Source organism: Vibrio sp. qd031 (assembly GCF_002100145.1).
Lineage (GTDB): Bacteria > Pseudomonadota > Gammaproteobacteria > Enterobacterales > Vibrionaceae > Vibrio.
Genome location: NZ_JXQD01000024.1, coordinates 556,277 through 580,071, shown reverse-complemented (window position 1 = coordinate 580,071; position 23,795 = coordinate 556,277). Strand labels below are relative to the sequence as shown.

24 protein-coding genes are annotated in these 23,795 nt (G+C 46.6%); 12 read left to right on the top strand and 12 right to left on the bottom strand.

All coding sequences use genetic code 11. The features are described from left to right. Positions 1-109 precede the first annotated feature (109 nt). On the top strand, positions 110-997 hold the full coding sequence (locus ST37_RS11445) for an endonuclease/exonuclease/phosphatase family protein (RefSeq protein WP_084886357.1): 888 nt from the start codon (positions 110-112) through the stop codon (positions 995-997). Here the strand turns inward: ST37_RS11445 and ST37_RS11440 are convergent. Together ST37_RS11440 and gloB are read right to left on the bottom strand one after the other, a co-directional pair. Beyond that, positions 994-2,577 carry a LysM peptidoglycan-binding domain-containing protein gene (locus ST37_RS11440; RefSeq protein ID WP_084886355.1) on the bottom strand — a complete coding sequence of 528 codons (1,584 nt, stop codon included), beginning with the start codon at positions 2,575-2,577 and terminating at the stop codon, positions 994-996. The genes ST37_RS11445 and ST37_RS11440 overlap by 4 nt on opposite strands. An 88-nt stretch (positions 2,578-2,665) precedes the next feature. Beyond that, positions 2,666-3,421, bottom strand: coding sequence for a hydroxyacylglutathione hydrolase (gloB, locus tag ST37_RS11435; protein WP_084886352.1), 756 nt, complete (start codon positions 3,419-3,421; stop codon positions 2,666-2,668). Positions 3,422-3,461: 40 nt separating this feature from the next. Between gloB and ST37_RS11430 the strand changes: the two genes are divergently transcribed. Then, on the top strand, positions 3,462-4,196 hold the full coding sequence (locus ST37_RS11430; protein WP_242426280.1) for a class I SAM-dependent methyltransferase: 735 nt from the start codon (positions 3,462-3,464) through the stop codon (positions 4,194-4,196). Here ST37_RS11430 and rnhA read toward each other — a convergent pair. After that, positions 4,193-4,657, bottom strand: coding sequence for a ribonuclease HI (gene rnhA, locus ST37_RS11425; RefSeq protein ID WP_084886350.1), 465 nt, complete (start codon positions 4,655-4,657; stop codon positions 4,193-4,195). The genes ST37_RS11430 and rnhA overlap by 4 nt on opposite strands. Positions 4,658-4,707: 50 nt before the next feature. Here rnhA and dnaQ point away from each other — a divergent pair, with 50 nt between their 5' ends. Both dnaQ and ST37_RS11415 read left to right on the top strand, forming a co-directional pair. Then, positions 4,708-5,454, top strand: a complete 747-nt coding sequence (gene dnaQ, locus ST37_RS11420) for a DNA polymerase III subunit epsilon (protein WP_084886673.1) — start codon at positions 4,708-4,710, stop codon at positions 5,452-5,454. A 25-nt stretch (positions 5,455-5,479) separates the two neighbouring features. Beyond that, positions 5,480-6,736, top strand: a complete 1,257-nt coding sequence (locus ST37_RS11415; RefSeq protein WP_084886347.1) for a TIGR03503 family protein — start codon at positions 5,480-5,482, stop codon at positions 6,734-6,736. Positions 6,737-6,804: 68 nt separating this feature from the next. Here ST37_RS11415 and fadE read toward each other — a convergent pair whose 3' ends face one another. Next, positions 6,805-9,249: an acyl-CoA dehydrogenase FadE gene (fadE, locus tag ST37_RS11410; protein WP_084886345.1), complete on the bottom strand. Its 2,445-nt coding sequence runs from the start codon at positions 9,247-9,249 to the stop codon at positions 6,805-6,807. 233 nt (positions 9,250-9,482) lie between these two features. Here fadE and lpcA point away from each other — a divergent pair, with 233 nt between their 5' ends. After that, complete coding sequence (gene lpcA, locus ST37_RS11405) at positions 9,483-10,058, top strand: D-sedoheptulose 7-phosphate isomerase (protein WP_084886671.1); 576 nt, start codon at positions 9,483-9,485, stop codon at positions 10,056-10,058. A 15-nt stretch (positions 10,059-10,073) separates the two neighbouring features. Beyond that, the gene (locus ST37_RS11400; RefSeq protein WP_084886342.1) at positions 10,074-10,913 is read left to right on the top strand and encodes a class II glutamine amidotransferase; all 840 of its coding nucleotides are present in this window, start codon (positions 10,074-10,076) and stop codon (positions 10,911-10,913) included. An 82-nt stretch (positions 10,914-10,995) separates the two neighbouring features. Here ST37_RS11400 and purN read toward each other — a convergent pair whose 3' ends face one another. Both purN and purM read right to left on the bottom strand, forming a co-directional pair. Next, positions 10,996-11,631, bottom strand: a complete 636-nt coding sequence (gene purN / locus ST37_RS11395; protein ID WP_084886340.1) for a phosphoribosylglycinamide formyltransferase — start codon at positions 11,629-11,631, stop codon at positions 10,996-10,998. A 17-nt stretch (positions 11,632-11,648) separates the two neighbouring features. After that, positions 11,649-12,689 carry a phosphoribosylformylglycinamidine cyclo-ligase gene (gene purM, locus ST37_RS11390; protein WP_084886337.1) on the bottom strand — a complete coding sequence of 347 codons (1,041 nt, stop codon included), beginning with the start codon at positions 12,687-12,689 and terminating at the stop codon, positions 11,649-11,651. Positions 12,690-12,984: 295 nt separating this feature from the next. Between purM and upp the strand changes: the two genes are divergently transcribed. Next, complete coding sequence (gene upp / locus ST37_RS11385) at positions 12,985-13,611, top strand: uracil phosphoribosyltransferase (RefSeq protein ID WP_084886335.1); 627 nt, start codon at positions 12,985-12,987, stop codon at positions 13,609-13,611. Positions 13,612-13,688: 77 nt separating this feature from the next. On the opposite strand, the gene ST37_RS11380 is transcribed toward upp, so the two are convergent. After that, positions 13,689-14,930 (bottom strand): uracil-xanthine permease family protein, encoded by a 1,242-nt coding sequence (locus ST37_RS11380; RefSeq protein WP_084886332.1) that lies wholly within the window; start codon positions 14,928-14,930, stop codon positions 13,689-13,691. A 181-nt stretch (positions 14,931-15,111) separates the two neighbouring features. Between ST37_RS11380 and ST37_RS11375 the strand changes: the two genes are divergently transcribed. Beyond that, positions 15,112-16,398 carry a DUF2066 domain-containing protein gene (locus tag ST37_RS11375; protein ID WP_084886330.1) on the top strand — a complete coding sequence of 429 codons (1,287 nt, stop codon included), beginning with the start codon at positions 15,112-15,114 and terminating at the stop codon, positions 16,396-16,398. Positions 16,399-16,537: 139 nt separating this feature from the next. Here ST37_RS11375 and ST37_RS11370 read toward each other — a convergent pair whose 3' ends face one another. The 3 genes from ST37_RS11370 to ST37_RS11360 are packed head-to-tail and all read right to left on the bottom strand — an operon-like array spanning position 16,538 to position 18,785. Then, positions 16,538-16,960, bottom strand: coding sequence for a DUF2069 domain-containing protein (locus ST37_RS11370; RefSeq protein WP_084886327.1), 423 nt, complete (start codon positions 16,958-16,960; stop codon positions 16,538-16,540). Then, positions 16,960-17,310 carry an arsenate reductase (glutaredoxin) gene (gene arsC / locus ST37_RS11365; protein WP_084886324.1) on the bottom strand — a complete coding sequence of 117 codons (351 nt, stop codon included), beginning with the start codon at positions 17,308-17,310 and terminating at the stop codon, positions 16,960-16,962. Before arsC ends, ST37_RS11370 begins: the two co-directional genes overlap by 1 nt. A gap of 20 nt (positions 17,311-17,330) precedes the next feature. After that, positions 17,331-18,785 carry a M48 family metallopeptidase gene (locus tag ST37_RS11360; protein WP_084886323.1) on the bottom strand — a complete coding sequence of 485 codons (1,455 nt, stop codon included), beginning with the start codon at positions 18,783-18,785 and terminating at the stop codon, positions 17,331-17,333. A 156-nt stretch (positions 18,786-18,941) separates the two neighbouring features. On the opposite strand from ST37_RS11360, the gene ST37_RS11355 reads away from it, so the two are divergent. Beyond that, positions 18,942-19,181, top strand: a complete 240-nt coding sequence (locus ST37_RS11355) for a sulfurtransferase TusA family protein (protein WP_084886319.1) — start codon at positions 18,942-18,944, stop codon at positions 19,179-19,181. Further along, a complete protein-coding gene (locus ST37_RS11350; RefSeq protein WP_084886316.1) occupies positions 19,165-20,241 on the top strand; it encodes an AI-2E family transporter in 1,077 nt (358 codons plus the stop codon). Before ST37_RS11355 ends, ST37_RS11350 begins: the two co-directional genes overlap by 17 nt. 185 nt (positions 20,242-20,426) lie before the next feature. Here the strand turns inward: ST37_RS11350 and bcp are convergent, their stop codons facing one another. Beyond that, positions 20,427-20,891, bottom strand: coding sequence for a thioredoxin-dependent thiol peroxidase (gene bcp, locus ST37_RS11345; RefSeq protein ID WP_084886313.1), 465 nt, complete (start codon positions 20,889-20,891; stop codon positions 20,427-20,429). A gap of 202 nt (positions 20,892-21,093) precedes the next feature. Next, on the bottom strand, positions 21,094-21,636 hold the full coding sequence (locus ST37_RS11340) for an ACT domain-containing protein (protein ID WP_172400989.1): 543 nt from the start codon (positions 21,634-21,636) through the stop codon (positions 21,094-21,096). A gap of 181 nt (positions 21,637-21,817) precedes the next feature. Between ST37_RS11340 and dapA the strand changes: the two genes are divergently transcribed. Next, complete coding sequence (gene dapA, locus ST37_RS11335; protein WP_084886307.1) at positions 21,818-22,708, top strand: 4-hydroxy-tetrahydrodipicolinate synthase; 891 nt, start codon at positions 21,818-21,820, stop codon at positions 22,706-22,708. Positions 22,709-22,720: 12 nt separating this feature from the next. Beyond that, positions 22,721-23,743 carry an outer membrane protein assembly factor BamC gene (gene bamC / locus ST37_RS11330; protein WP_084886304.1) on the top strand — a complete coding sequence of 341 codons (1,023 nt, stop codon included), beginning with the start codon at positions 22,721-22,723 and terminating at the stop codon, positions 23,741-23,743. The last annotated feature ends 52 nt before the right edge of the window (positions 23,744-23,795 follow it).

Genomic DNA, 23,795 nt, shown 5'->3' with positions numbered 1-23,795 from the left:
CCCTGCTTTTCTTAAATTGCAGCAATGAAAAAGATCATGCTATCAGCTAACGCTAGAATAGCTTGGTCTTTTTTTTGCTCTAAATCCACCTCCATGCTTGGGGAAAACTATGTCTTTTTTAAAACGTTGCCTCACTTTTTCGTTACTTTTAGTGGCGCTGTATGGCGGTTGGCAATGGTTTGTCTCTCCATTAGTATTTACGCTCTCTGAGCATGCGCCTATTGCGCTGGTAAACGATGACGCGGTCAGTCCTAATCAGCTGACTCACGGGCATAACAACGCCTTTTGTTTAAAGATGGAGCCGTTAGAGCCTTTAGACAATCAAGGACAGCTTAGAGTGCTGTCATGGAACATTTATAAACAAAAAAATGATGGGTGGGACTCCGAGTTACTTCAATTGCTGGCAAGAACCGAATTGAGCTTGCTGCAAGAAGTGTCTTTGTCGCCCTCATTTGTAAATTGGTTAAATCAGCTCGATTGGTTTGGCCAGCAGGCGAGTGCGTTTGAAGTGTTTGATAAAAGCTCAGGTGTGTTTAACTTGTCACAGCGCTTGCCAGAGAAAGTATGCGCAGTATTTGAAACCGAGCCTTGGTTACAATTACCTAAATCGGCTCTGTTTGCCTCTTACCAATTGTCCAATGGAGACTCGCTGTGGGTGGTCAACTTACATGCGGTAAACTTCACTTTAGGTACTGAAGAGTTTGAACAGCAACTGGCCGAGTTGGAACAAGCCCTCATTGAGCATCAAGGCCCTGCCATATTCGCCGGAGACTTTAATACTTGGAGCGAAACTAGGCAGGCTAAAGCCAAGAACGTGATGCGTACTCTAGGGCTGAAAGAAGCTCAATTTACACCTGATTTGCGTACTACTTTTGCCATTACGGGGCAGCCATTAGATCATATCTTCTATCGAGGCCTGCAACTAAAAAAGGCTGAAGTGATTAACACTTCAGCCTCAGATCATAACGCGTTATGGGTAGAGTTTACTCTCAACTAGACACTCACTTTGGTCACATCGACATACAGCTTGAGGTTTTGGCCAGGCTGTAAATATTTACGATTTTGCAGACTGTTCCATTGAATAATGTCCGAGCTGCGAACTTTGAATCGTGATGCGATACCACTGATGGTGTCACCACTGCGCACCTTGTAGTAAACCGTGCGAATGATTTCACCTTGGTTATTGTCTTTCCAAATCACCAACTTTTGCCCAATACGCAGTGTGTCGCGAGGCCCCATACCATTCCAGCGGGCAAGATCTTGGTGCGTTACTTTATGCGCTTTAGCAATGGTCCAAAGATTATCGCCGCTGACCACGGTGTAGTCCATTTTATGCTGTCCGCGCGCTTTAGATTGTGTTTCTTCCAAGCGATTGGCTGCACTGAGTGCATAGGATTTGTCATCGGTGGTTGAGGTTGGCACTAACAGATACTGTCCAGCACGGATCATATTGCCTGTCATGCCGTTTGCATTTCTGATCACCGCGCTGGTGGTGTTGTGACGCTGAGCGATCACACTGATGCTGTCCCCAGGTTTAACCTGATAGCGCACTAATTTAACGCCTTTACCGCGATTGGCTTCAACTTCATTTAAGAATGGCTCCACTGTCTCGATGGGCAGCAATAAATGCTGTGGACCATCCGGGGCCGTTGCCCATTGGTTGTATGCAGGGTTGTAGCTTTGTAACTCTTTGATGGTTAAACCTGCATAATTGGCCGCAATGGCGAGATCCAATTGCTCTTTAGGATCGACACGTTGCAATACAGGGGCATTCGCGATCTTAGGGATGTCAATACCATACTCTTGGGCATTGGCAATGACATCAGCAAGAGCGAGAAGTTTAGGTACATAGCCGCTGGTCTCTTTAGGTAACTCGAGAGAGAAAAAATCGGTCGGTTTGCCTGCTTGTACATTTTTACGGATAGCGCTAGATACGCGCCCGCCGCCACTGTTGTAGGCCGCAATCGCATGGTTCCAATTACCCTCAAAGCGTTTATTCAAATACGTCAGGTAATCAAGCGCAGCGTCGGTAGCGGCGTCAACATCACGTCGGCCGTCATACCAATAATCTTGTTCAAGCCCGTACATCTTTCCGGTCGCAGGGACAAATTGCCATAAACCTGCGGCGCTGCCATGGGAGTAAGCAAACGCGTCAAAGGAGCTTTCGACGACAGGGAGTAGGGCCAACTCCAACGGCATATCGCGCGCTTCAATCTTTTCTACAATTAAGTGTAAAAATGGTTCTGCACGTTTGGAGACTGTTCTAAGGTGTGAAGGGTGCTTTAAATACCAGCGACGGTAATAATCGACCGTCTTATGATCGGGAATATCTAACTCCAACTGCATAGATATTCGATCCCACACATTGTCTTGTTGCTGTGGGGTAAGAACGACTGGCTCGACTTTAGGCTCAGGTAATGGAGCAACGTTGTCTTCGACGGTTTTAGGTTCGACAACGACCGAATCGGTGTTACCAGTGCTTGGCTCGGAAGGCTCTGGAATGGAATCTTGCTGTTGAGGCGCCATTTGGCACCCACCTAATACTAGGGCCAACAGCCACACCGATTGTTTGTTCATTACTACTCAAGCCTGAATTCAAAATTGGCCGTAGATAATACTTTGCCCCAGTTAGAGAGACAAGTGCAGGGTGACCAAACTTTGAACCTTAAAATTCGTTTTTCCAATCTCTTAAGTAAGTAAATACGTCTAGCGGGGCTCTAAGGGCTTGTTTCGTCTGCCACTGCTCAGTATTTAGACATTCACAACGTAAGAAAGGATTAATCTCTAGCTCGAGTTCCAATGTTGTTGGCAAGCTAGGTTTATTTTCACCGCGCAGTGAGAGTACCTGTTGCTGATAGTGTTGCAGACGAAGGTTGGTTGGATCAGCAGCTAAAGCAAAATCGATATTGGCTTGTGTGTATTCATGAGTGGGGTAAATTTTAGTATTGGCAGGTAACGCTTTGATTTGATTTAAACTGTCAAACATTTGCGCGTAACTTCCTTCAAATACTCGACCACATCCTGCGCTAAACAGAACATCACCACAAAAAAGCGTTTGCTCACCAAAGTAGGCGATATGATCTAAAGTATGCCCGGGCAGCGCTAAAATTTGGTAATGGTGATCGGCGAACACAACGGTATCGCCCATTTCTAAGCGATGGTCAATGGCCTCAAAGCGACAAGATTTAGGCCCATATACCTCCACGTTAGGGTAACGACCTTTTAGAGCAGTTACGCCCCCCGTATGATCGGCATGATGATGAGTGAGCCAAATATGAGTGAGCTTAAGCTGATGACTGTCTAAAAATTTGATCACTGGCGCAGCATCGCCGGGGTCCACCACGCAACAACGCTTATTATCATCGACAATTAGCCAAATGTAGTTATCATTAAAAGCAGGTATGCAATTGATTGTGGGCATATTTATTTCCCTGAGTCGAGATTGAAAAGGCGGTAACCCTTTGCTAAAGCCAGCACGGATCACTCAAAAACTACAACAGCCCCATTCTTGGCAACAATTGGGCAATGGTCAATGGGTATTTGAAGGTATTCAGATGCGCATAGACGAGTGGGCCCCGAAATTGTTTGGCTATCACATGCTAAAACTCGGTGGATTAAGTTGTGAGTTGAATACCTCACTCAGTACCATTCCTCATCAGGTTCACTTGGACATCAAAAATCCACTGCATTCGGTGATTGCTGACCCCTTTGACTTACCGTTTGTTGAAAAAAGCTTTGATGTTGTGTTGTTAAGTCACCAGTTGGATTATTGCCAAGATCCTCATCGGCTGCTTCGCGAGGTGGATAGGGTGATGATGGACGACGGATACATCATTTTAACGGGATTCAACCCCGTCAGTTTTTCTGGTGTCGCCAGTATCCTTCCTTGGCGTAAGAACAATTTACCTTGGAGTGGACGGATGTTCACCCCGCTGCGTGTTCATGATTGGCTTGGCCTGTTGAACTACCAAGTCATTCACAGTGAGCAATATGCGCTTTTTCCAAACCCAAAACAGCGTGCAATCTGGGCGTGGTTAGAGAATATGTGTGGTAACAGCGGCAGTAAATTAGGGTCGCTGTACTATATTGTTGCGCGAAAGCGAACCTATCCGATAAAACCTCTTAAGCCTCATTGGCGACTCAAACGACGTTTGTCACCTGTTGGTGTGTCGATAAAAGCCCCACTCTCGCACTAACTAGGTTGATAGCCTGTGTCGTCTTCTGTGGGGGTTTCAGCTGCGGTACGTGCCAGCTCGTCACACAGTTCATTTTCGCGGTGTCCAGCGTGTCCTTTGACCCATTTCCAGTCAACTTGATGAATGGCTGCTGCATTGTCGAGTGCTTGCCATAGGTCGGCATTTTTTACCGGTTTTTTATCGGATGTTTTCCAGCCGCGTTTTTTCCAGTTATGGATCCATTGGGTGATCCCTTGTCGCACATATTGACTGTCGGTTGTTAAAGTGACTTTGCAAGGCTGAGTTAAGCACTGCAAAGCCACAACGGCCGCCATCATTTCCATGCGATTGTTGGTGGTCATGGTGAACCCCTTGGCTAAGGTTTTTTCGTGACCTTTGTAGCGCAATACAATTCCGTAACCGCCTGCACCAGGATTACCTAGGCAAGAACCATCTGTGAAAATTTCGACGTGTTTATCCATGATTTGATATGATTGGGCATTATTTCGGACAGTCTGACACAATTAATCGTATGAACACCAGCCATAATCCAACTCAAACGGCCAGTAGCGGCCGTATAGTGGTTCTCGATACGGAAACCACCGGTATGAACCGTGAAGGTGGTCCCACTTATTTAGGACACCGTATCATCGAAATTGGTGCCGTTGAAATTGTCAATAGAAAGCTTACAGGACGACATTTCCATGTTTATGTCAAACCAGATAGAGAGATTGATCCCGAAGCCATTGATGTTCACGGTATTACCGATGAATTCTTGTTAGATAAACCTGAATACCATCAGATTCATCAAGAGTTTATTGATTTTATTGACGGTGCCGAGCTTGTCGCACATAACGCGTACTTCGACGTGGGCTTTATGGATCACGAGTTTGAGCGCCTTGACCCCAACATTGGTAAGACGGAGCACTATTGCACCATCACCGATACGTTGGCGATGGCGAAAAAGCTGTTTCCAGGTAAACGAAATAACCTCGATATTTTGTGTGATCGTTACGGCATAGATAACTCTCATCGTACATTGCACGGCGCGTTACTCGATGCTGAGATTTTGGCGGATGTCTATCTGTTAATGACGGGCGGGCAGACCACGTTAAAGTTTGGTGGCGCGTCCAGTGAGTCCGATGGTGCCACCATTCAGCGCGCAAGCGATCAGCGAAAACCGCTAAAGGTTTTGCAGGCATCGGCCGATGAATTAGAAGCACACCAATCTAGATTGGATATTGTAGCCAAAGGTGGGAGCTGTTTGTGGCGTGACTAGTTCCATTTCAAGTAGGGAGACGTTGGTGCAGTTCAAATCATTACCACTTTTTTTAGCCGTGATATTGACGGTATTGTCCTCACTGTGCTGGGCTAATGAGCAGCAATTTAGTTTGCTGGATAACCGATTTCGCATCGATCCTACTATTCAGCAAGTGTCGTTTGTGATTTATCGAAGTGAACAGTCACAATCGGTCGTGCTGGTTCGCCCTGATGGTGTAAAATACTACGCATGGCAACACCCAGAGCATGTCGCTTGGTATGAAGAAAACGGCATGGACATTATTTCTATTGATAAGCCAATGCCAGGGCCATGGCAAGCCATTGGAAAGGTCACTCCAAAAAACAACATTAAAATCCTGTCTGATTTAATACTCGATGTCGACTTTCTGTCGAACCGGTTGTATCAAAATGAGCGTATAAAGCTTCAAGCTAATCTAACCACTCACGGCTCCCCGATTGTCCTTAGGGATTTTTTGGATAGGGTCAACCTACGAGTAACATTCACGCCCTACGTCGAAAATGAATCACAGATAACCAAAGAAGCGCGTCCAATTCCAATTGTCGTTGGCGAGTTTTCCGATGATGGCTTAGAGTATGATGAAGTTGCAGGGGATGGTAAATTCACCGTCGATCTGCCCATCAATGTTGAACCCGGTAAATACCGTGTACGAGTGACCTCTGGCAACGGCGTATTTTTGCGAGCGGTAGAGCAAGAAGTGTTGGTATACCCATCACCTATCACTGTTGATTTCTCCCAATCACGTACATTGGATCCTCACAGTATTACTATTGTAGGAGAACGAGCAACCATTGCTCCGGGCTCAATCAGTGCTCACATAAGCGTAACGGACCCAGAAGACAACCAACACCACTACACCACACAAGTACCGAAAGACAGTTCGAGATTGAAGGTTGAGGTCGCGTCAGACAAACTTATTGGCAATCACAGTATTAGCACTATTGTGTATGCGACAGATCTCGCCAACAACCGTGACTTGGTATTAGAAACCGCACCAATAAACTTTGGTACGGTGGAGTCCGTTGATGTCGAAAAGGCGAGACAGCAGCAACGGATTGCTCAAGAGAAACAGCAGAAAGAAGAAATGCTGCGTCAAATCGAGCGCAAACGTGCAGAAGATCGAAAACGGTCACTCATGATCATCATTGTCGGCAATATTGCGGTGCTGTTTTTTGGGCTGATTATCGCCTTCATCGTATACAAGCGCCGTAAAAAATCGGCCGCAGAGCCAGAACTTCAACTGAGTGCACCCCCTATTTAACAGGCTTCACATAACGAGCAAGGGATGAGCGTAGCTCATCCCTTTGTGTTTTTAGACGCAGACGAAATTTACATGACGACTTCAACGTCTTTTTGTACCGAAGCGGCTTTAAGTGCTTGTGGATCAAACTCATCGACATTGATGGTCGCAAGTCGGTGCTGCTCTGCTTCAATCAGCAGTTCAGCTTCTTCTTGGTTGATCAGCTCTGCTGCTAACGCTTCCTCTGCAAGGCGGTCCAAATTGGTGAACGGACGACGACGCTGCTGCGCTTTACAAATTCGCTCAAATACAGGTTCTGCTTGTAATACAACGTTTAATGCCAATTCAATCTTACCCGCCGGGTTGTGCTCTGACGGAGTAAGGTATTGATGGCGGCCTAAACGAGAGCGTGTAGCACTTGGTGTTTGCAGTATTTGCGCCAACGTATGATCCAACTTGTCACTAGGTAGCTTACGAACGCGGCCAAATGGCATGATCACTACTCGCAAAAGTCTACCCAATACTGGGCTTGGGAAGTTACGCAAAAACTCATCAATGGCGACTTCAGTCTGATGCAAGCTCTCTTGCAGTGCCCAATCCATAAGAGGCTGGTCTTCCTTGTGCGCCCCATCAACGGCAAATCGTTTGAGCGTTGCCGAACTCAAGTACATCTGGCTTAGGATATCGCCAAGGCGTGCAGATAAACGTTCACGACGCTTTAGCGAGCCGCCTAACACTGCCATAGACACATCCGACAGTAATGCTAAGTTGGCGCTATAGCGGTTAAGCTGCTGATAATAGCGCTTAGTTGCACTATGCAATGGCGCCGTTGAACTGCGCCCATCAGTAATACCTAGCCATAGACTGCGCACAAAGTTACTCATCGCGAAGCCGATGTGACCAAACAGCGCATCATCAAACTGATCGAGCGCATCGCTAGCGTTTGAGTGAGCAGCGTTCATTTCCTTAAGCACGTAAGGGTGACAACGAATCGCACCTTGGCCATAAATGATCATGGAGCGAGTCAGTATGTTGGCGCCTTCTACGGTAATGGCCACTGGCGAGCCCTGATATCCACGAGCAATGAAGTTTGATGGGCCAAGGCAAATACCTTTACCACCAAGAATATCCATCGCATCAATCGCACCGCGCTGGCTTCTGTGGGTACAGTGGTATTTAACAATGGCAGAAATGACGGATGGTTTTTCACCCAAATCGATACCAGTAACGGTAAGGTGACTGGCTGCATCTATCATGTACGCGTTGCCGGCGATTCTAGCTAATGGCTCTTCAATCCCTTCCATACGGCCAATAGGCTGCTTAAACTGACGGCGAATACGTGCATAGGCACCCGTCGCCATGGCAGCGGTTTTCAGTCCACCCGTTGAGTTTGACGGCAGCGTAATGCCACGCCCAACAGAGAGACATTCAACCAGCATACGCCAGCCTTGTCCGGCCATCTTCGGACCACCAATAATGAAATCGAGTGGCACAAACAGGTCGTTGGCTCGAGTAGGGCCATTTTGGAAAGGGACATTTAATGGGAAGTGACGATTGCCGACTTCGACACCGTCAAGATCGGTCGGAATAAGCGCACAGGTTATTCCTAGCTCTTCGGTCTCACCGAGTAAGTGGTTAGGATCGCGCAATTTAAACGCAAGGCCAAGCACAGTCGCCACGGGTGCAAGCGTGATATAGCGTTTGTTCCACGTAAGGCGCATGCCTAATACCGTTTCGCCTTGCCACTCACCTTCACACACGATACCGAAATCAGGAATAGAGCCTGCATCCGACCCGGCTTCAGGGCTGGTCAATGCAAAACAAGGGATCTCTTTACCTTCGGCGAGGCGAGGTAGGTAGTGATTTTTTTGTTCAGCGGTTCCATAGTGCTGCAATAGCTCACCTGGGCCGAGAGAGTTAGGCACACCTACGGTTGAAGAGAGTACCGCAGACACAGAGGTTAATTTTTGTAAAACAAGGGATTGAGCGTAAGCGGAAAACTCCAGTCCACCAAATTCTTTTTTGATGATCATTGCAAAGAACTTATGATCTTTTAGGTACTGCCAAATCTCTGGTGGAAGGTCGGCCAGTTCGTGAGTGACTTGAAAGTCATTGACCATCGCACACACTTCTTCAACCGGGCCATCAAGGAAGGCTTTTTCTTCTTCGCTCAACTTAGACAGCTCTATATCACTTAAATTGTCCCAGTTAGGCTTGCCGCCGAATAATTCGGCTTCCCACCATACTGTACCGGCTTCCAAGGCTTCTTTTTCCGTTGATGACATTTCAGGCAATATCTTACGGAACACGTGTAGTGCCTTAGCTGAGACCAAAGACTGTCGTAGGTTTGGTAAAATTAACACTGCAGACAGCGCAGCAAACACCAACCAACTGATCACACCAACGTCGGACGCAATGGTTCCAACAAATAGGATTATGGCTGTGCTCCCCACTCCTTTTAGCAGTGAATCACGTCGATAGAGATGGATTCCTATCGCAGCAAGCACCAGTAAATAAATAACTATGAGTTCCATTTTCACGTCCTTGATTATAATTCTTGGTAAGAGGTCTAACCAGTTAACTATAAATCAAAAGTAACAGGAATGTAAAATTAAAGTTAATGCTCGGTTTGTGGAAGTTTGAACGCGGTTCGATTTTTAAACGAAAAAAAACCAAGTTGTTTTGGTATGGCATTTCACAAGGGGAAAACTCGACAGTGAGGCGTGATCTCGCTAATCTCAGGATAACTAACAAAAAGGGTAAGCACATGTACCAAGACCTAATTCGAGGCGAGCTATCTGAAGCTGCTACTGTATTGAACGACTTTTTGTCTGATGATCATAATTTGGCGCAAATAGAAAAAGCGGCTAAAGCCATTGCTGATTCTTTTAAACAGCAAGGAAAAGTGTTGTCTTGTGGCAATGGTGGCTCACACTGTGATGCGATGCACTTTGCCGAAGAGCTCACGGGTCGTTACCGTGAGAATCGTCCAGGGTATCCTGGCATTGCGATTTCAGATCCAAGCCATTTGTCTTGTGTCAGTAACGATTTTGGTTACGATTTTGTGTTTTCACGTTACGTTGAAGCGGTGGGAAGCCAGGGCGATGTGCTGTTTGGTCTATCGACTTCGGGTAACTCTGTCAACATTATCAAAGCCATCGAAGCGGCTAAAGCCAAAGGAATGACAACCATCGCATTAACCGGCAAAGACGGCGGCAAAATGGCAGGACTTGCGGATATTGAAATTCGTGTACCGCACTTTGGTTACGCAGACCGTATTCAAGAAGTACACATTAAGATTATTCATATCGTGATCCAATTGATTGAAAAAGAGATGGAATAGGGAGCGCGAACGTCGATGTGTGAGTTGTTGGGAATGAGTGCTAATGTGCCAACCGATATCTGCTTCAGTTTTACCGGACTCATGCAGCGCGGTGGACGTACGGGTCCTCATCGTGATGGTTGGGGGATCACCTTTTATGAGGGTAAAGGGTTTCGCACCTTTAAAGATCCCAACCCGAGTTGTGACTCTAAAATTGCTGAGCTCGTTCAGAACTACCCAATCAAAAGTTGTTCGGTGGTCAGTCATATTCGCCAAGCTAATCGCGGCGAGGTGAACTTGGAAAATACCCACCCATTCAATCGTGAATTGTGGGGACGGTATTGGACTTACGCGCACAATGGGCAGCTCACAGGCTATGAAGATCTAGACTCAGGCAGACACATACCTGTTGGTCAGACCGACAGTGAAAAAGCATTCTGCTGGATACTCAATCAACTTGAACAGCGCTTTCCTACCAAGCCTGATTCGCTTGATGATGTGGTTGAAGCATTAACACAGTGTTGTGATCAATTGCGTAAGTTAGGGGTGTTTAACCTGCTGCTGTCAGACGGCGATTATGTGTTTAGTTATTGCACCAATCACCTGTATTGGATCACGCGTAGAGCCCCCTTTGGCAAAGCATCTCTGATTGATGAAGATGTGACCATTAACTTTCAAGAAGAGACCACTCCGCACGATGTAGTTACGGTGGTTGCCACGCAGCCCTTAACGCTCAATGAGCAATGGACGCGTTTAAAGCCTGGAGAGTATGCGCTGTTTTACCACGGTGAGAAAGTGTTGGGTAACAGCGAGCAACTGCTCGATGTGGCCTATGCCGAAGCCAAACCGGGAAATCAAGCACCCAGCGCCATGTAGCGGTATGGTAAACCACGATTAAGAAAGCAAAAGGGGGAAAGCAGTGATGCTTTCCCCCTTTTTAGTTTTGTTAGCGCAGGGACTATTCGCTGGCGTAACCCATTGCTGGCAGTTTTACACCATCTAGTACCGCGTCACCATTGACCATGTTAAGTCGCTCGCGAACAAACCAATCCACCACCAATGGATAAATGCGGTGCTCTTGGCTTTGCACTTTATCGGCTAGTGACTCTGCACTATCGGTGTCAAAAATAGGCACCTTTGCTTGGAGTATCACTGGGCCGCCGTCGAGTTCTGGCGTCACAAAGTGTACGCTAGTACCGTGCTCACTCTCACCGGCGTCAATGGCTCGCTGATGGGTATGTAAACCTGGGTATTTGGGTAGCAGCGATGGATGGATGTTAAGCATCTTTCCTAGATAATGCTCAACAAAGTCATCACTCAAAATCCGCATATAACCCGCCAACACAATTAGGTCGGGTTGATATTGGTCTATCTCAACCATCAGTTGCTTATCAAACGCGGCTCTATCTTCAAACTGACTGGCGTCGACACAATGCCCATCGATGCCAGCATTAGAGGCGCGTGTTAACCCATACGCCTCTCGCTTGTTAGAAAAAACCGCAACAACTTGGGCATACTCACTGTTGCTAAATCGGTCAACGATCGATTGCAAGTTTGAGCCATTACCTGAAATCAGGACAACAATCCTTTTCATCTGATCAGGTCCCAAAGTTATTTAATGACGACTTGCTCTTCGCCTGATTCGGCAGTGGCGATTTCACCAATGACCCATGCGTTCTCACCTTCCGCGTTTAACAGGGCAACAGCAGCGTCTGCTTGTGCTTTTGGAAGTGCCACCACTAGGCCAACACCACAGTTAAAGGTGCGGTACATTTCGAACGTTTCAACGTTACCTTTTTGCTGTAGCCAGTTAAAAATGGCTGGCCATTCCCAGCTATTGCCGTCAATAACCGCTTTAGTCCCTTCTGGTAGAACGCGAGGGATGTTTTCCCAAAAACCGCCACCTGTGATGTGTGAGATTGCATGAATGTCGTGCTCTGCAATCATCTTAAGGGCAGATTTAATGTAGATTTTCGTTGGCTCAATCAAATGTTCGCCAATGGTACGGCCGTTAAGATCTTCGTTGAGATCGGCATTAGAGACTTCAAGCACTTTGCGGATTAATGAGTAACCGTTAGAGTGGGGACCACTTGAACCCACAGCAATTAATGCATCACCGGCACTGACTTTGGTTCCGTCAATGATCTCTTCTTTTTCAACTACACCGACACAAAAACCTGCGACGTCGTAGTCTTCGCCTTCATACATACCGGGCATTTCAGCGGTTTCACCACCGATAAGAGAACATCCTGATTGTACACATCCTTCCGCAATACCTGTCACTACATCCGCTGCAGTATCAACGTCCAATTTGCCGGTCGCGTAGTAGTCCAAAAAGAACAGTGGCTCTGCACCTTGAACAATTAGGTCGTTCACACACATAGCCACAAGATCGATGCCAATGGTATCGTGCTTGTTCATGTCTAAAGCTAGGCGCAATTTAGTACCAACTCCATCTGTGCCCGACACTAACACTGGCTGCTTGTAGTTGGTTGGCAGTTCGCACAGCGCACCAAACCCTCCAATACCACCCATAACTTCAGGGCGGCGAGTGCGTTTTACCGCACCTTTGATACGGTCTACTAGGGCATTACCAGCGTCGATATCAACGCCAGCGTCTTTGTAGCTTAGAGAAGTGTTATTTGTGCTCACAGGGAACCTCTTAAATAGACGAAAGGTAATACCAAATTCAAAGTATGAATACTCAAAGCGTAACGCCAAACTCATTTATCAAAGGCGAGAAGCCAACGTAAATGTAGTGTTTGTGCACCATTTTGAGTGATTCAGAATCGGATTTGGATCAAGCTAAAAAATTTGGCGCTATTCTAACAGGCAAAATGCAAAACGAAAACGTTTGCGCAAACTTTTTTTCCTATAAAATTGCACTGAAATGTTGTGTTAATCAGGCTATAATTCGTGAGTTTTAGTTAAATTTCCTGGAGTAGAAATGAACGTTGTTGAAGTGAAGCACCCACTGGTCAAGCATAAACTGGGCCTAATGCGTGAAGGCGACATTAGCACCAAGCGTTTTCGTGAGCTTGCAACAGAAGTCGGTAGCCTACTAACTTACGAAGCAACTGCTGACTTTGAAACTGAAAAAGTAACAATCGAAGGTTGGAATGGCCCGGTTGAGATTGATCAGATTAAAGGTAAGAAGGTTACGGTTGTCCCAATCCTTCGAGCAGGTCTTGGTATGATGGACGGCGTGTTAGAGCACATGCCAAGTGCGAAAATCTCGGTAGTCGGTATTTACCGCGATGAAGAAACTCTGGAGCCTGTACCTTATTTCAACAAGTTGGCATCAAACATCGACGAGCGTATCGCGCTTGTGGTCGATCCAATGTTGGCAACAGGTGGTTCATTAATTGCAACGATAGATCTTCTTAAAGAAAATGGCTGTCAGCAAATTAAAGCGCTGGTTTTGGTTGCTGCGCCAGAAGGGATTGAAGCGCTCAATAAAGCTCACCCAGATGTAGAGCTATACACCGCGGCGATTGATGAGAAGCTGAACGACAAGGGTTACATTGTTCCTGGTCTTGGTGACGCGGGTGATAAGATTTTTGGTACTAAATAAACTTACCGCTAATTAAGTTCGATTTAGATTAAAAAACCAGTCGCATGAGCGACTGGTTTTTTTCTATGTATTGGGAATTAATCTTCCATCTGCGCAGTGTCCACTACGTGGCTGTCGCCAAGATCTTTTGGCAGTACTAGGTTAAGAATAATCGCCACTATTCCACAAAGGCTGATGCCTTGTAGGCTAAATTCGCCAACACCAAATGCCATACCACCGATCCCAAACACCAGCGTTACACCGACAATCACCAGGTTTCTTGCTTTGTGCAGGTCAACCTGATTCTTAATGAGGGTGTTCAATCCAACCGCAGCGATAGAGCCAAACAGCAGGATCATAATTCCACCCATAACCGGTACGGGAATAGTTTGCAGCAGTGCACCAAGTTTGCCGACCAGAGATAATACAATAGCTGTTACCGCGGCCCATGTCATGATCACAGGGTTGAATGCTTTCGTCAGCATGACCGCGCCCGTTACTTCGCTGTAGGTCGTGTTAGGTGGCGCGCCGACCATGCTTGCAGCGATAGTCGCAACGCCGTCACCAGCCATTGTGCGGTGCAAACCAGGTTTTTTGATGTAGTTTTTGCCAGTCACATTAGAAATTGCCAGCATGTCACCAACGTGTTCGACGGCTGGAGCTATCGCGACTGGGATCATGAATAACACAGCGTTAATGTTAAATTCTGGGAACGTGAAATTGGGCAGTCCCAACCACGCTGCTTGGGCAACTGGCGTGAAATCGACGATGCCTACAACCAGACTTAATGCATAGCCTACCGCAATGCCGCACACTATTGGGATCAAGCTGAACATGCCTTTAGCAAAAACGCTCACCAAAATCGTGGTCAATAATGACGCCAGCCCAATCCAAATAGCTATGTCGCCATCCACCAGTTGCACTGCGCCATCACCCGTTTTACCCAGTGCCATGTTTACGGCGACAGGTGCTAGGCCTAAACCGATCACCATGATCACTGGCCCCACAACAACCGGAGGGAGGATCTTATGGATAAATTCGGAGCCTTTCACTTTGATAAGTGCGCCTAGTACAACGTACACGACACCTGCTGCCATCAAGCCGCCCATGGTAGCCGGAATACCCCAAGTTTGTACGCCGTACATGATTGGCGCAATAAACGCGAACGATGACGCCAAGAAGATTGGCACGCTTCGTTTGGTGATCACTTGAAATAACAAGGTTCCGACACCCGCACCAAACAGTGCCACATTGGGGTCCAGACCAGTAAGTAGTGGTACTAATACCAAAGCGCCAAAGGCGACAAATAGCATTTGCGCCCCTTGAAGAATTGTAAGCATATTCTATTTCCCTATAAAAAATTTGAGAGATTCTATCAGTTATTGACAAAAAGCAATCGTTTGCAGATCAAATTATTTAGTGATTATCAGGGTTTAACTCATAGAGAAAAAAAGGAGTTCTTGCTCCAGATAACGGGTTTGCTTATTATTCTTGCTAATAAGTACATCTAGGATTGAATCTATGCGAATTTGGGCATGTTTAAGTTTGGTATTTTTGGCGCTGCCAACCATGGCGATGACGAAGGTAAATCTATTTGAGGTAGAGCAAGTCATCGAGGAGCAGGCCGAAGATAGCAACATTGATGCTGAAGAACTTGCCAGACGCACAGCCATGCAACAAGTCATCTTTAGAGCGACAGGTGACAATGCCGCGATCAATAACGATGTGATTAAAAAAGGTGTACAGCGCAGCAGCCGCTTTGTCTCTCAAATGAGTGTTAGTACCGTTGACGAGCAAGAAACACTGCGTGTGGTGTTTAACTCTACCCAAATCCAAGCCCTATTGGCGCAAGCCAATATTCCGTTTTGGCCCGAAGAGCGTGAATCGGTGCTGATTTGGGTGGTAGAAGAAGAGGGATATCGCCGCAACATCGCTTGGGATCAAATGGCTAAACCGACCATGGAGACCATTAAGACGCTTGCAGAAGAACGTGGCTTACCGTTTATTGTGCCTGTTGGTGATATTCAAGACATCAATGGTATTGAATCGACTTCGCTATGGGGCGACTTTAGAGAAGATATCGCCAGTGCCAGCTTACGCTACTCTGCGGATTCGGTGCTGGTGGTGAAAATCCAGGGAAACAACAATAAACGTGTTCGCTGGACGCTGTACGATGACAATCCTCAATACATAACCGATAAGCGCCTTAATGCGGTGACGGGAGAAAGTAGCGGTAGAATCAATGGCGCGCTTGAAGACATGGTCGAAGAGGTATCTCGTTTCTATGCCAACAAGCGAGCTCAGCGTCATACTGGTGAATCAACGGGCAGCGTCAATGTTCAATTTGAACAGCTGGCCGGTGCGAACGCATTCTTTGCTGTTGAGAAAGCCTTGCTGACATTGCCGTCTGTTACTTCGGTAAATGTTCAGCGCATCAATGCGGATCACGTGTCATTTACCCTTAATTTGATTGGTGATCCCCTTGATTTTGAAAGAGAAATTAGTCGCATTTCTCAAATCCAAGCGTTGGAACATATTTTTGTCGAAGAGGACGTTGAATCGTCAATCACTGACAGTGGTGACCTTACAGGAGCTGGCGATGATGTTCAGCCGGTTCAACTTCCAGAAGTCGATGAGGGCGTTGAGCAAGCACCGACAATCGATCTTCAAGAGCCTACTGTTTCGGTAACTGATTCCAATGAAACCACAAGCCAACAGCAGGTGGACCGAGACTTAGAGCAAGACAATACAGTCATTGTTGAAGAGCAGCCGTTAGTTGAGCTGTATCGATTTATATGGGTTGACTAGTTTGGAGGGATCGCCAGCTGAATGCTGTTTATTCCGAATAGACTAAACCTTAACAACAAAAATAGGGCTGTATGTATACAGCCCTATTTTTATGTCCAGTCATTCAATTTAGGTAATATCCTAAAGACTTTAGCGTGTGCTATTTTGGTTGGCGTTGATTGGCAAAATAGGCGTCTTCTTCTTGTTTGAGTTCGGATAGCTTCTTGATTTTCAATCCCAGCTCTTTACCACGAAGCCTAGAATAGAGCGTGCAAAACGTGAAGGCCAGTGTGGTCAAAGCAAGTTCAACCACGGCTAACCCCCTCTCTCCTTCATCGACATACACCATGGTGAGCGAATGAAGAAAGTAGAGCAATAAGATGAAATTGGCCCAAGCAAAGGTATAGGCTTTTTGCTTAAGTATTCCTGGTACGGGCAGCAATAGCGGAACAGTCCAAAATAGTGCAACCCCAAACGCTCCAACTTCTACATGAGGAGAAAGGTAGCTATGCCACAACACGACCCAGACCAGCAACGCGAAATAACTGACCTGCGCTAAACGCAAAAAAGGTTTAGAGGTCATTACAGCAGCTCAAGCACTTGTTCTGGTGGGCGGCCCATCTTGGCGTTGTTTCCTACCACGACTATTGGGCGCTCTAACAATTTTGGCGTTGCAACAATGGCTTCAAACAGCGCTTGGTCCGTCAGCGATTCATTCGCTAATTTTTGGTCAATATACTCGGCTTCATTGGTGCGCATCATTTGACGTACATTGTCGTAATTGAGCGCTTTATACAGATCGGCAATGTTTTGTACTGTGAGTTCTGCGTCTAGGTATTTGACAATTTGGATGTCGACATCGCGCTCTTCGAGCAGTGCCAGTGTTTGACGGCTTTTTGAACAGCGTGGATTATGATAAATGGTAACAGACATTGGATATACTTCTCCGTGTATTATTGTAGTGCCATAAACCGGTCTCTTTGAACCAGTAATTGATCGATTCGTGCATCATAACGCGCTTGCTCTAGGCTGCCTAACTCGGCGATTTGCGACGCTTGCGTGTAGACCTGAATCGCTTTGTTCCAGTTGGCGCGTAATGCATAAATTTCCCCTCGCGCGGACAACTCGCCACTGGTATTCCCGAGCGCGGCTTCTGTTTTACTTAATAAACTCCAACCGTTGCTGTCGTTTGGCCACTCATGGGTAAATCGTTGCAGCATTCGTTGTGCAACGTCGTATTGCTGAGCTTCAACATGCACGTTGGCGAGGTTAATGAGTAGCACAGGGTTGTTCGGTTTGAGCACTAACGAATCTTTGAGTAGCTTTTCTGCTTGAGCGAATTGCTCTTTAGCAATGTGCAAATCAGACAGCGCATCGAGGATAAAATTGTTGTTTGGGTAGATGTCAAAAAGCTGCTTTAACATCGTGTCTGCTTCATCAACCTGCTTATTATCCAAATAGACTAAGGCTTTGGCGTAGTCTAGGCTTGCCAATACTTCTTTGTTGGTGGTCTTTTTAGTGGTGCGTTCTACCCAATCCAGTGCCGCATTTTGGTCTAAGCCCACGTATCTCGCAATAATGCGCGCCTTAGCAAAGTGAAAGTTGGTCGATGCGGGTAGTTTAACCGGTGACAGTTTTTCTGCGCGGGCACGACTGTCGCTGATACGATCTTCTGGAAGTGGATGAGTCAATAAAAATGCAGGGGGCGTACTGGCGTAACGATACTGATCGGCTAAGCGACTAAAAAAGCGTGGCATGGCGGCGGGATCAAACCCTGCTTTCACTAATGTAGACATGCCAAATCGGTCAGCTTCTTTTTCGTTACTTCGGGTGTAATTGATTTGCGCTTGCATCGATCCGGCTTGGGTAGCGGTTAGTGCAGCAATTCCCGCCTCTGGCGCTGCTATGGCCAGCAGCAATGAGCCTGCTAATGCGGCAATGGTCAATGGGGTGCGTCTTGCCTGATCTTCCATGCTACGCGCAAGATGTCGCTGGGTAACGTGCGCGATTTCGTGCGCCACTACCGACGCCAACTCACTTTCAGACTGAGAATGCAAAAATAGTCCAGAGTGGAGCGCCACATACCCACCAAAAAACGCGAACGCATTGATGTTGCGATCGCGAATTAGAAAGAAATTGAAAGGCGTTTTAACATCGTCAGCGTTTGCGACCAGTTTAAATCCTAAGCTTTCTACGTACTCGTTCAGAACGGGGTCGCCAATCACGGGCTGGCTGGCGCGGATGATACGCATATAGGCATCGCCATACACGTTTTCCTGATTAATACTCAGCGTACCGCCAGCGGCCGTACCAATGTCAGGCAGTTCATTAGACGCAAATGACGTGGATGGGGTGGCTATCAAACAGCTTAAGGCGAGGCAGAGAGCAGATTGCGTGCGCTTGAACATCAATGTTTATCATTCTCCCAATACGTGTGTCTAATGCTTAGACTGTAATAGTGGCATTTGGTTCGCACTGTGCTTCATTCTCACAGAAATAATGGTGCTACCGCAGCGTAATGTCACTACAATGAGTCGTTCTATAATAGGTACTTAGCGCCATCAATGAAACCCATAATTCTAGATTTACGTACAGAACGATGTCCTATGGCATTATTGCTTGCTAAACGTGCTCGTGCGAATACCCAGGATGGGAAAGTGTTAAAAATCTTTTCACAGGACGGGGCATCTGTGGCGGATATGGTTCGTTATTTCGAAGGAGTAGGGTACACTGTGAACGTGCTCCAACACACGTACTACGAAATCACCGTCTATAGAGAGAGTCTGAATGCTAGAAATGGTTAACCGCTGGTATAAGCGGCGTTTTTCTGACCCCCACGCAGTGAGCTTAGTGGCTATTCTGCTGATTGGATTTGTCACAATTTATTTCTTCGGACATTTGATAGCCCCGTTGTTGGTGGCCATTGTATTGTCTTATTTGTTGGAGTGGCCAGTCGCTCGATTGACTAAGTTTGGTGTGCCCAGAGTATTGTCGGTCGTTATCGTACTGCTGCTATTTTGTGGTTTCACCTTAATTGCCTTTTTTGGTTTGATCCCAACCATATGGCAGCAAGTCGTTAACCTCATCAACGACATCCCAACCATGTATCTTGAGCTGCAAGAATACATCCGCACCATACCTGATCGTTACCCAGAGTTTGCAACCATCGCTTCGGTTGAAAGCTTGCTTGTCGACGCGAAGAACAACATGATGAAATTGGGTGAGTCTGTTGTAAAAGGTTCACTGGCCTCATTAGTGAGTTTAGCGACGGTTGGCGTGTATGCGATTTTAGTTCCATTGTTGATCTTCTTCTTGCTCAAGGATAAAACCGAGCTGATACAAAGCTTCAGCCATTTTCTTCCACAAAACCGTCGATTGGCGAACAAAGTGTGGACCGAGATGAATCAACAGATCTCTAACTACATTCGTGGTAAAGCACTCGAAATCTTGATTGTTGGGACCGTCAGTTACGTAACCTTTGCATTGTTAGGGCTGCGCTATTCGGCGCTGCTCGCGCTAGCGGTTGGTTTTTCAGTACTTATTCCTTACATCGGTGCTGCTGTCGTCACTATACCGATTGCGATAGTTGGGCTATTCCAGTGGGGGCTCTCATCAGAGTTTTACTGGCTACTAGCAGCATACGCTGTGATCCAAGCGCTTGACGGAAACGTGCTAGTGCCAATTCTGTTTTCTGAGGCGGTAAATCTGCACCCAGTGGCAATCATCGTCTCGGTGCTGGTGTTTGGCGGTTTGTGGGGCTTTTGGGGAGTATTCTTTGCGATTCCATTAGCCACACTGGTCAAAGCCGTGGTTAATGCGCTACCCGAAACGGTGCAGCAAGACGACAACATAAAAGTTGCGTAAAAAGAAAAAGCCTAAGCTCACAGAGCTAGGCTTTTTCTTTTTGGCTGGCATTTTGCGAATTGTCCGTGGCTATCCAATGATATCGCTGACATAAAACGGGGATTCCAACGACTAATAACGCGAGCGAACTCAGCGGTTGAAATCCACTTTTTTTTGCCGTCAAGCACCGGCTTGAGGTTGTCGGATTACTGACTGTTTAGGTAATCTAAGACCACTTCGTGGTGATCTTTGGTTTTGAATTTATTGAATACGTGATCTAGGTTGCCCGACTCGTCGATGAGGAAGCTGGTTCTTACTACACCCATGTTCTCGCGACCCATGAATTTTTTGAGTTGCCAAACACCGTATTTCTCACACACGGCATGGTCTTCGTCCGCCAGTAGCGTGAAGTTTAATTCTTGCTTGGTGATAAAGTTGGTCAGTTTTTTAGGCGTGTCTGGGCTGATGCCAAGAACCACTACGTTGTGTGCATCGAGTTCAGCTTTGGTATCGCGTAGGCCCTGAGCCTGGACAGTACAACCAGGCGTTGACGCTCGAGGGTAGAAGTAGAGCAGCACTTTCTTTCCTTTTAAGTCAGAAAGGGTCACTGGGTTGTTATCTTGGTCATTTAAAGTGAAATCTGGAGCGCACTGTCCTGCTTCGATTGCCATAGTCTTTTCCTTACGTTTTAACAGTTGGCACTGGGTCCATGTGTGGCCACGTCAGCCACAATCCATTGATAAATAATTATCGTTTAGAGAGTGCATTCTTGTCGATAAGCCGCTGCTCTGTCTAGTCGTTTTCTCCACATGTGCAATGGGTATGGCCGATAGTCTCTGTATTGAGGGAAGTGGCTGAGCGAGTGAAGCCAAATCAGGAGATGGTATTGATGAAGTCTAAAGTGCCATGAATGCTGTGCTCAGCACACATGTGGTCAAAGTCTTCTTGAAGTTGCATCAGATTTACCGTGTCGTCAACATGAGCGACACCACTGATCTGAAAACGCTTTTCAGACGGGTTATCTGGCGTATCTATGTTGATGGTTTTTGCCGTCAGTGAATCGATATCAATATTTTTCGAGGCGTAAAATTCGGTAAAGGTTTCAACTATACCTCGGCGGTCGCTACACTCGATGTTGGCTTCTAGCCGATAGGTTGGCTTTGTTTTAGTGAGAAGATCCGTTCGTTTCATGGTTGAGAGCAACTGATTTTCAGCACAAAAACGTGACAGTTGCGACTCAGCTTGTGTCACTTGAACCGTGCTGCCTGAAATGAACATCATTAAGGTAAATTCCTCGCCAAACAACGAGATTTTACTGTCTATGATATTACAGCCTATATGGGAAATAAGCCTAAATAATTGATGGCTGATACCAGGTCGGTCTCTACCAATAGCATTGATGACTAAATAGTTCACTTTTCCACCGTTTGAGCGTGTCGTATTTAGCAATTCTAACACAAGCTCACAGTTTGCCGCACCTAAGCGTGGGCATAATGTATATCAGGCGGATTGACCTCGACAAAGGTCGATTTGATCCTTGTATTGGCTAGGCGCATTACAGTAGTATGCAAGAAGAATAAAGATTATGGAGAGCACCATGTTTTCAGGAAGTATCGTTGCGTTGATCACTCCCTTCAAGTCCGATGGCGAGGTCGATTTTGACAACTTAAAGCGTCTGGTTGAGCACCACATAGAGCAAGGCACCGATGCCATTGCTGCAGTTGGTACAACCGGTGAATCAGCAACCTTAACAGTAGAAGAACACGTCAAGGTTGTGACTAAGGTTGTCGAATATGCCGAAGGGCGAATTCCTGTGGTAGCTGGAACTGGCGCAAATGCGACTCATGAAGCGGTGACATTCAGTAAATTGCTGAACCATTCTGGTATCTCTGGCTGCCTAAGCGTGACTCCGTACTACAACAAACCCACTCAAGAAGGTCTATATCAGCACTTTAAAGCGATCGCAGAAGTGAGCGAAGTGCCGATTATTTTGTACAACGTTCCAGGACGTACTGGTGTTGATCTTCAACCTGAGACCGTCGCTCGATTGGCAAAAATCGACAACATTGTGGCGTTAAAAGATGCAACAGGCGATCTTGGCCGTGTTGCTAAGCACCGTGAATTATGCGGTGAAGAATTTATTTTGCTCAGTGGCGACGATATGACAGGCCTCGATTTTGTGAAGCTTGGTGGCAATGGCGTAATCTCTGTGACCAACAATGTGGCAGCGGGCGATATGGCGACCATGTTCAAGTTGGCAGCAAAAGGTGAATTCGAAGAAGCTGAAATCATCAACCAACGCCTAATGGGACTGCACAAAGATCTCTTTGTTGAGTCCAGCCCAATCCCTGTTAAGTGGGTAGCACAGCAGATTGGCTTGATTGATAACAACGTACTGCGTTTGCCATTAACTCCAATGAGTGAACTTTGTGAGCCTATCGTCGTCAAAGCTATGCAACAAGCTGGTTTACAGAAAGTCCAAAACTAATTGGGAGCATCAATGAAATTTCGTCATCAGCTAGTGCCATGTGCACTGGCTGTTATTATTTTAGCGGGTTGTTCAAGTAACCCCGCTGAACGTCGCCAAGCTAAAGATGATTTTAGTTATTTGGACACCGATCCTCTGTCACCTCTCGTTCTTCCAGAAGGTGCAGAGTACGAACAGTACCCAAACTACGCCATTCCTGAAGGGGACTATGTTGGTGGAGTGGGCCGCGAAGTGGACATACGTCCACCACAGCAAATATTAGAGTTGATTCCAGGCGCTCGCTATGAGCAAACCTATGGTGACACAACAGTATGGCTATTGAATGCCGATGAGCGCAATCGCGTTTGGGATACATTGCTTCAGCTCATCGACGAGCAGCAGATACCAATAGAATCTGAAACCAACCAATTGATAGAAACTGGTTGGGTTGAGTGGCTTGCCCCTGATGAAGAGCAAGCGCTATATTCGCGTCACGAGTTTAGTAAGCTCGAAGCAAATGGGCGGTTCGGCTTTTCGGTCAAATTGATTGAGTGGAAAGAAGGCAATACCGTTATGCTTGCATCTACAACCAACCGCGAGCGTTACAACACCTTCATGACCAACCGTGTAACGTCAAAATACGATCAAAACATACGCGATGCAGCGGCCTTAGAAGCGGAGCAATTGGTTAAGAATATCCCAATTAGTATGGGGTCAGATAAGAGCGGCTTACCGGTCATAATTGCGCGTACACCTTATAATTTATTCTGGCAACGCGTTCCAACGTTATTGCCGTCTATGGGCTTTACCATCGAAGAGCGTAATCAGTCTCAGGGTCAAGTGAAGGCTAAGTATGTCTCACCAGACGATCAGTTTTGGCAAGAAGTTGGTGTGACACCACTGTCTCTTAACAACGCGAATTATACGTTTTTGCTGGGTGATTTAGGTAACCGTACGTCAATTAACGTCACTGACGCAGAAGGCAAACCTATCACTGCAAGCTGGCTCGAAGAGATGGTACCGGTCATTGTGCACGTGATGGATCAAGAGCCTTGATAAGCTCTTAATGAATCGAGAAGTATAAAAAGGGAGCCTATCGGGCTCCCTT

Coding starts and splice junctions, on each gene's coding strand:
- ST37_RS11445 (WP_084886357.1), top strand. CDS start 110: ATGTCTTTTTTAAAACGTTGCCTCACTTTTTCGTTACTTTTAGTGGCG.
- ST37_RS11440 (WP_084886355.1), bottom strand. CDS start 2,577: ATGAACAAACAATCGGTGTGGCTGTTGGCCCTAGTATTAGGTGGGTGC.
- gloB (WP_084886352.1), bottom strand. CDS start 3,421: ATGCCCACAATCAATTGCATACCTGCTTTTAATGATAACTACATTTGG.
- rnhA (WP_084886350.1), bottom strand. CDS start 4,657: ATGGATAAACACGTCGAAATTTTCACAGATGGTTCTTGCCTAGGTAAT.
- dnaQ (WP_084886673.1), top strand. CDS start 4,708: ATGAACACCAGCCATAATCCAACTCAAACGGCCAGTAGCGGCCGTATA.
- fadE (WP_084886345.1), bottom strand. CDS start 9,249: ATGGAACTCATAGTTATTTATTTACTGGTGCTTGCTGCGATAGGAATC.
- lpcA (WP_084886671.1), top strand. CDS start 9,483: ATGTACCAAGACCTAATTCGAGGCGAGCTATCTGAAGCTGCTACTGTA.
- ST37_RS11400 (WP_084886342.1), top strand. CDS start 10,074: ATGTGTGAGTTGTTGGGAATGAGTGCTAATGTGCCAACCGATATCTGC.
- purN (WP_084886340.1), bottom strand. CDS start 11,631: ATGAAAAGGATTGTTGTCCTGATTTCAGGTAATGGCTCAAACTTGCAA.
- upp (WP_084886335.1), top strand. CDS start 12,985: ATGAACGTTGTTGAAGTGAAGCACCCACTGGTCAAGCATAAACTGGGC.
- ST37_RS11380 (WP_084886332.1), bottom strand. CDS start 14,930: ATGCTTACAATTCTTCAAGGGGCGCAAATGCTATTTGTCGCCTTTGGC.
- ST37_RS11375 (WP_084886330.1), top strand. CDS start 15,112: ATGCGAATTTGGGCATGTTTAAGTTTGGTATTTTTGGCGCTGCCAACC.
- ST37_RS11370 (WP_084886327.1), bottom strand. CDS start 16,960: ATGACCTCTAAACCTTTTTTGCGTTTAGCGCAGGTCAGTTATTTCGCG.
- arsC (WP_084886324.1), bottom strand. CDS start 17,310: ATGTCTGTTACCATTTATCATAATCCACGCTGTTCAAAAAGCCGTCAA.
- ST37_RS11360 (WP_084886323.1), bottom strand. CDS start 18,785: ATGTTCAAGCGCACGCAATCTGCTCTCTGCCTCGCCTTAAGCTGTTTG.
- ST37_RS11355 (WP_084886319.1), top strand. CDS start 18,942: ATGAAACCCATAATTCTAGATTTACGTACAGAACGATGTCCTATGGCA.
- ST37_RS11350 (WP_084886316.1), top strand. CDS start 19,165: ATGCTAGAAATGGTTAACCGCTGGTATAAGCGGCGTTTTTCTGACCCC.
- bcp (WP_084886313.1), bottom strand. CDS start 20,891: ATGGCAATCGAAGCAGGACAGTGCGCTCCAGATTTCACTTTAAATGAC.
- dapA (WP_084886307.1), top strand. CDS start 21,818: ATGTTTTCAGGAAGTATCGTTGCGTTGATCACTCCCTTCAAGTCCGAT.
- bamC (WP_084886304.1), top strand. CDS start 22,721: ATGAAATTTCGTCATCAGCTAGTGCCATGTGCACTGGCTGTTATTATT.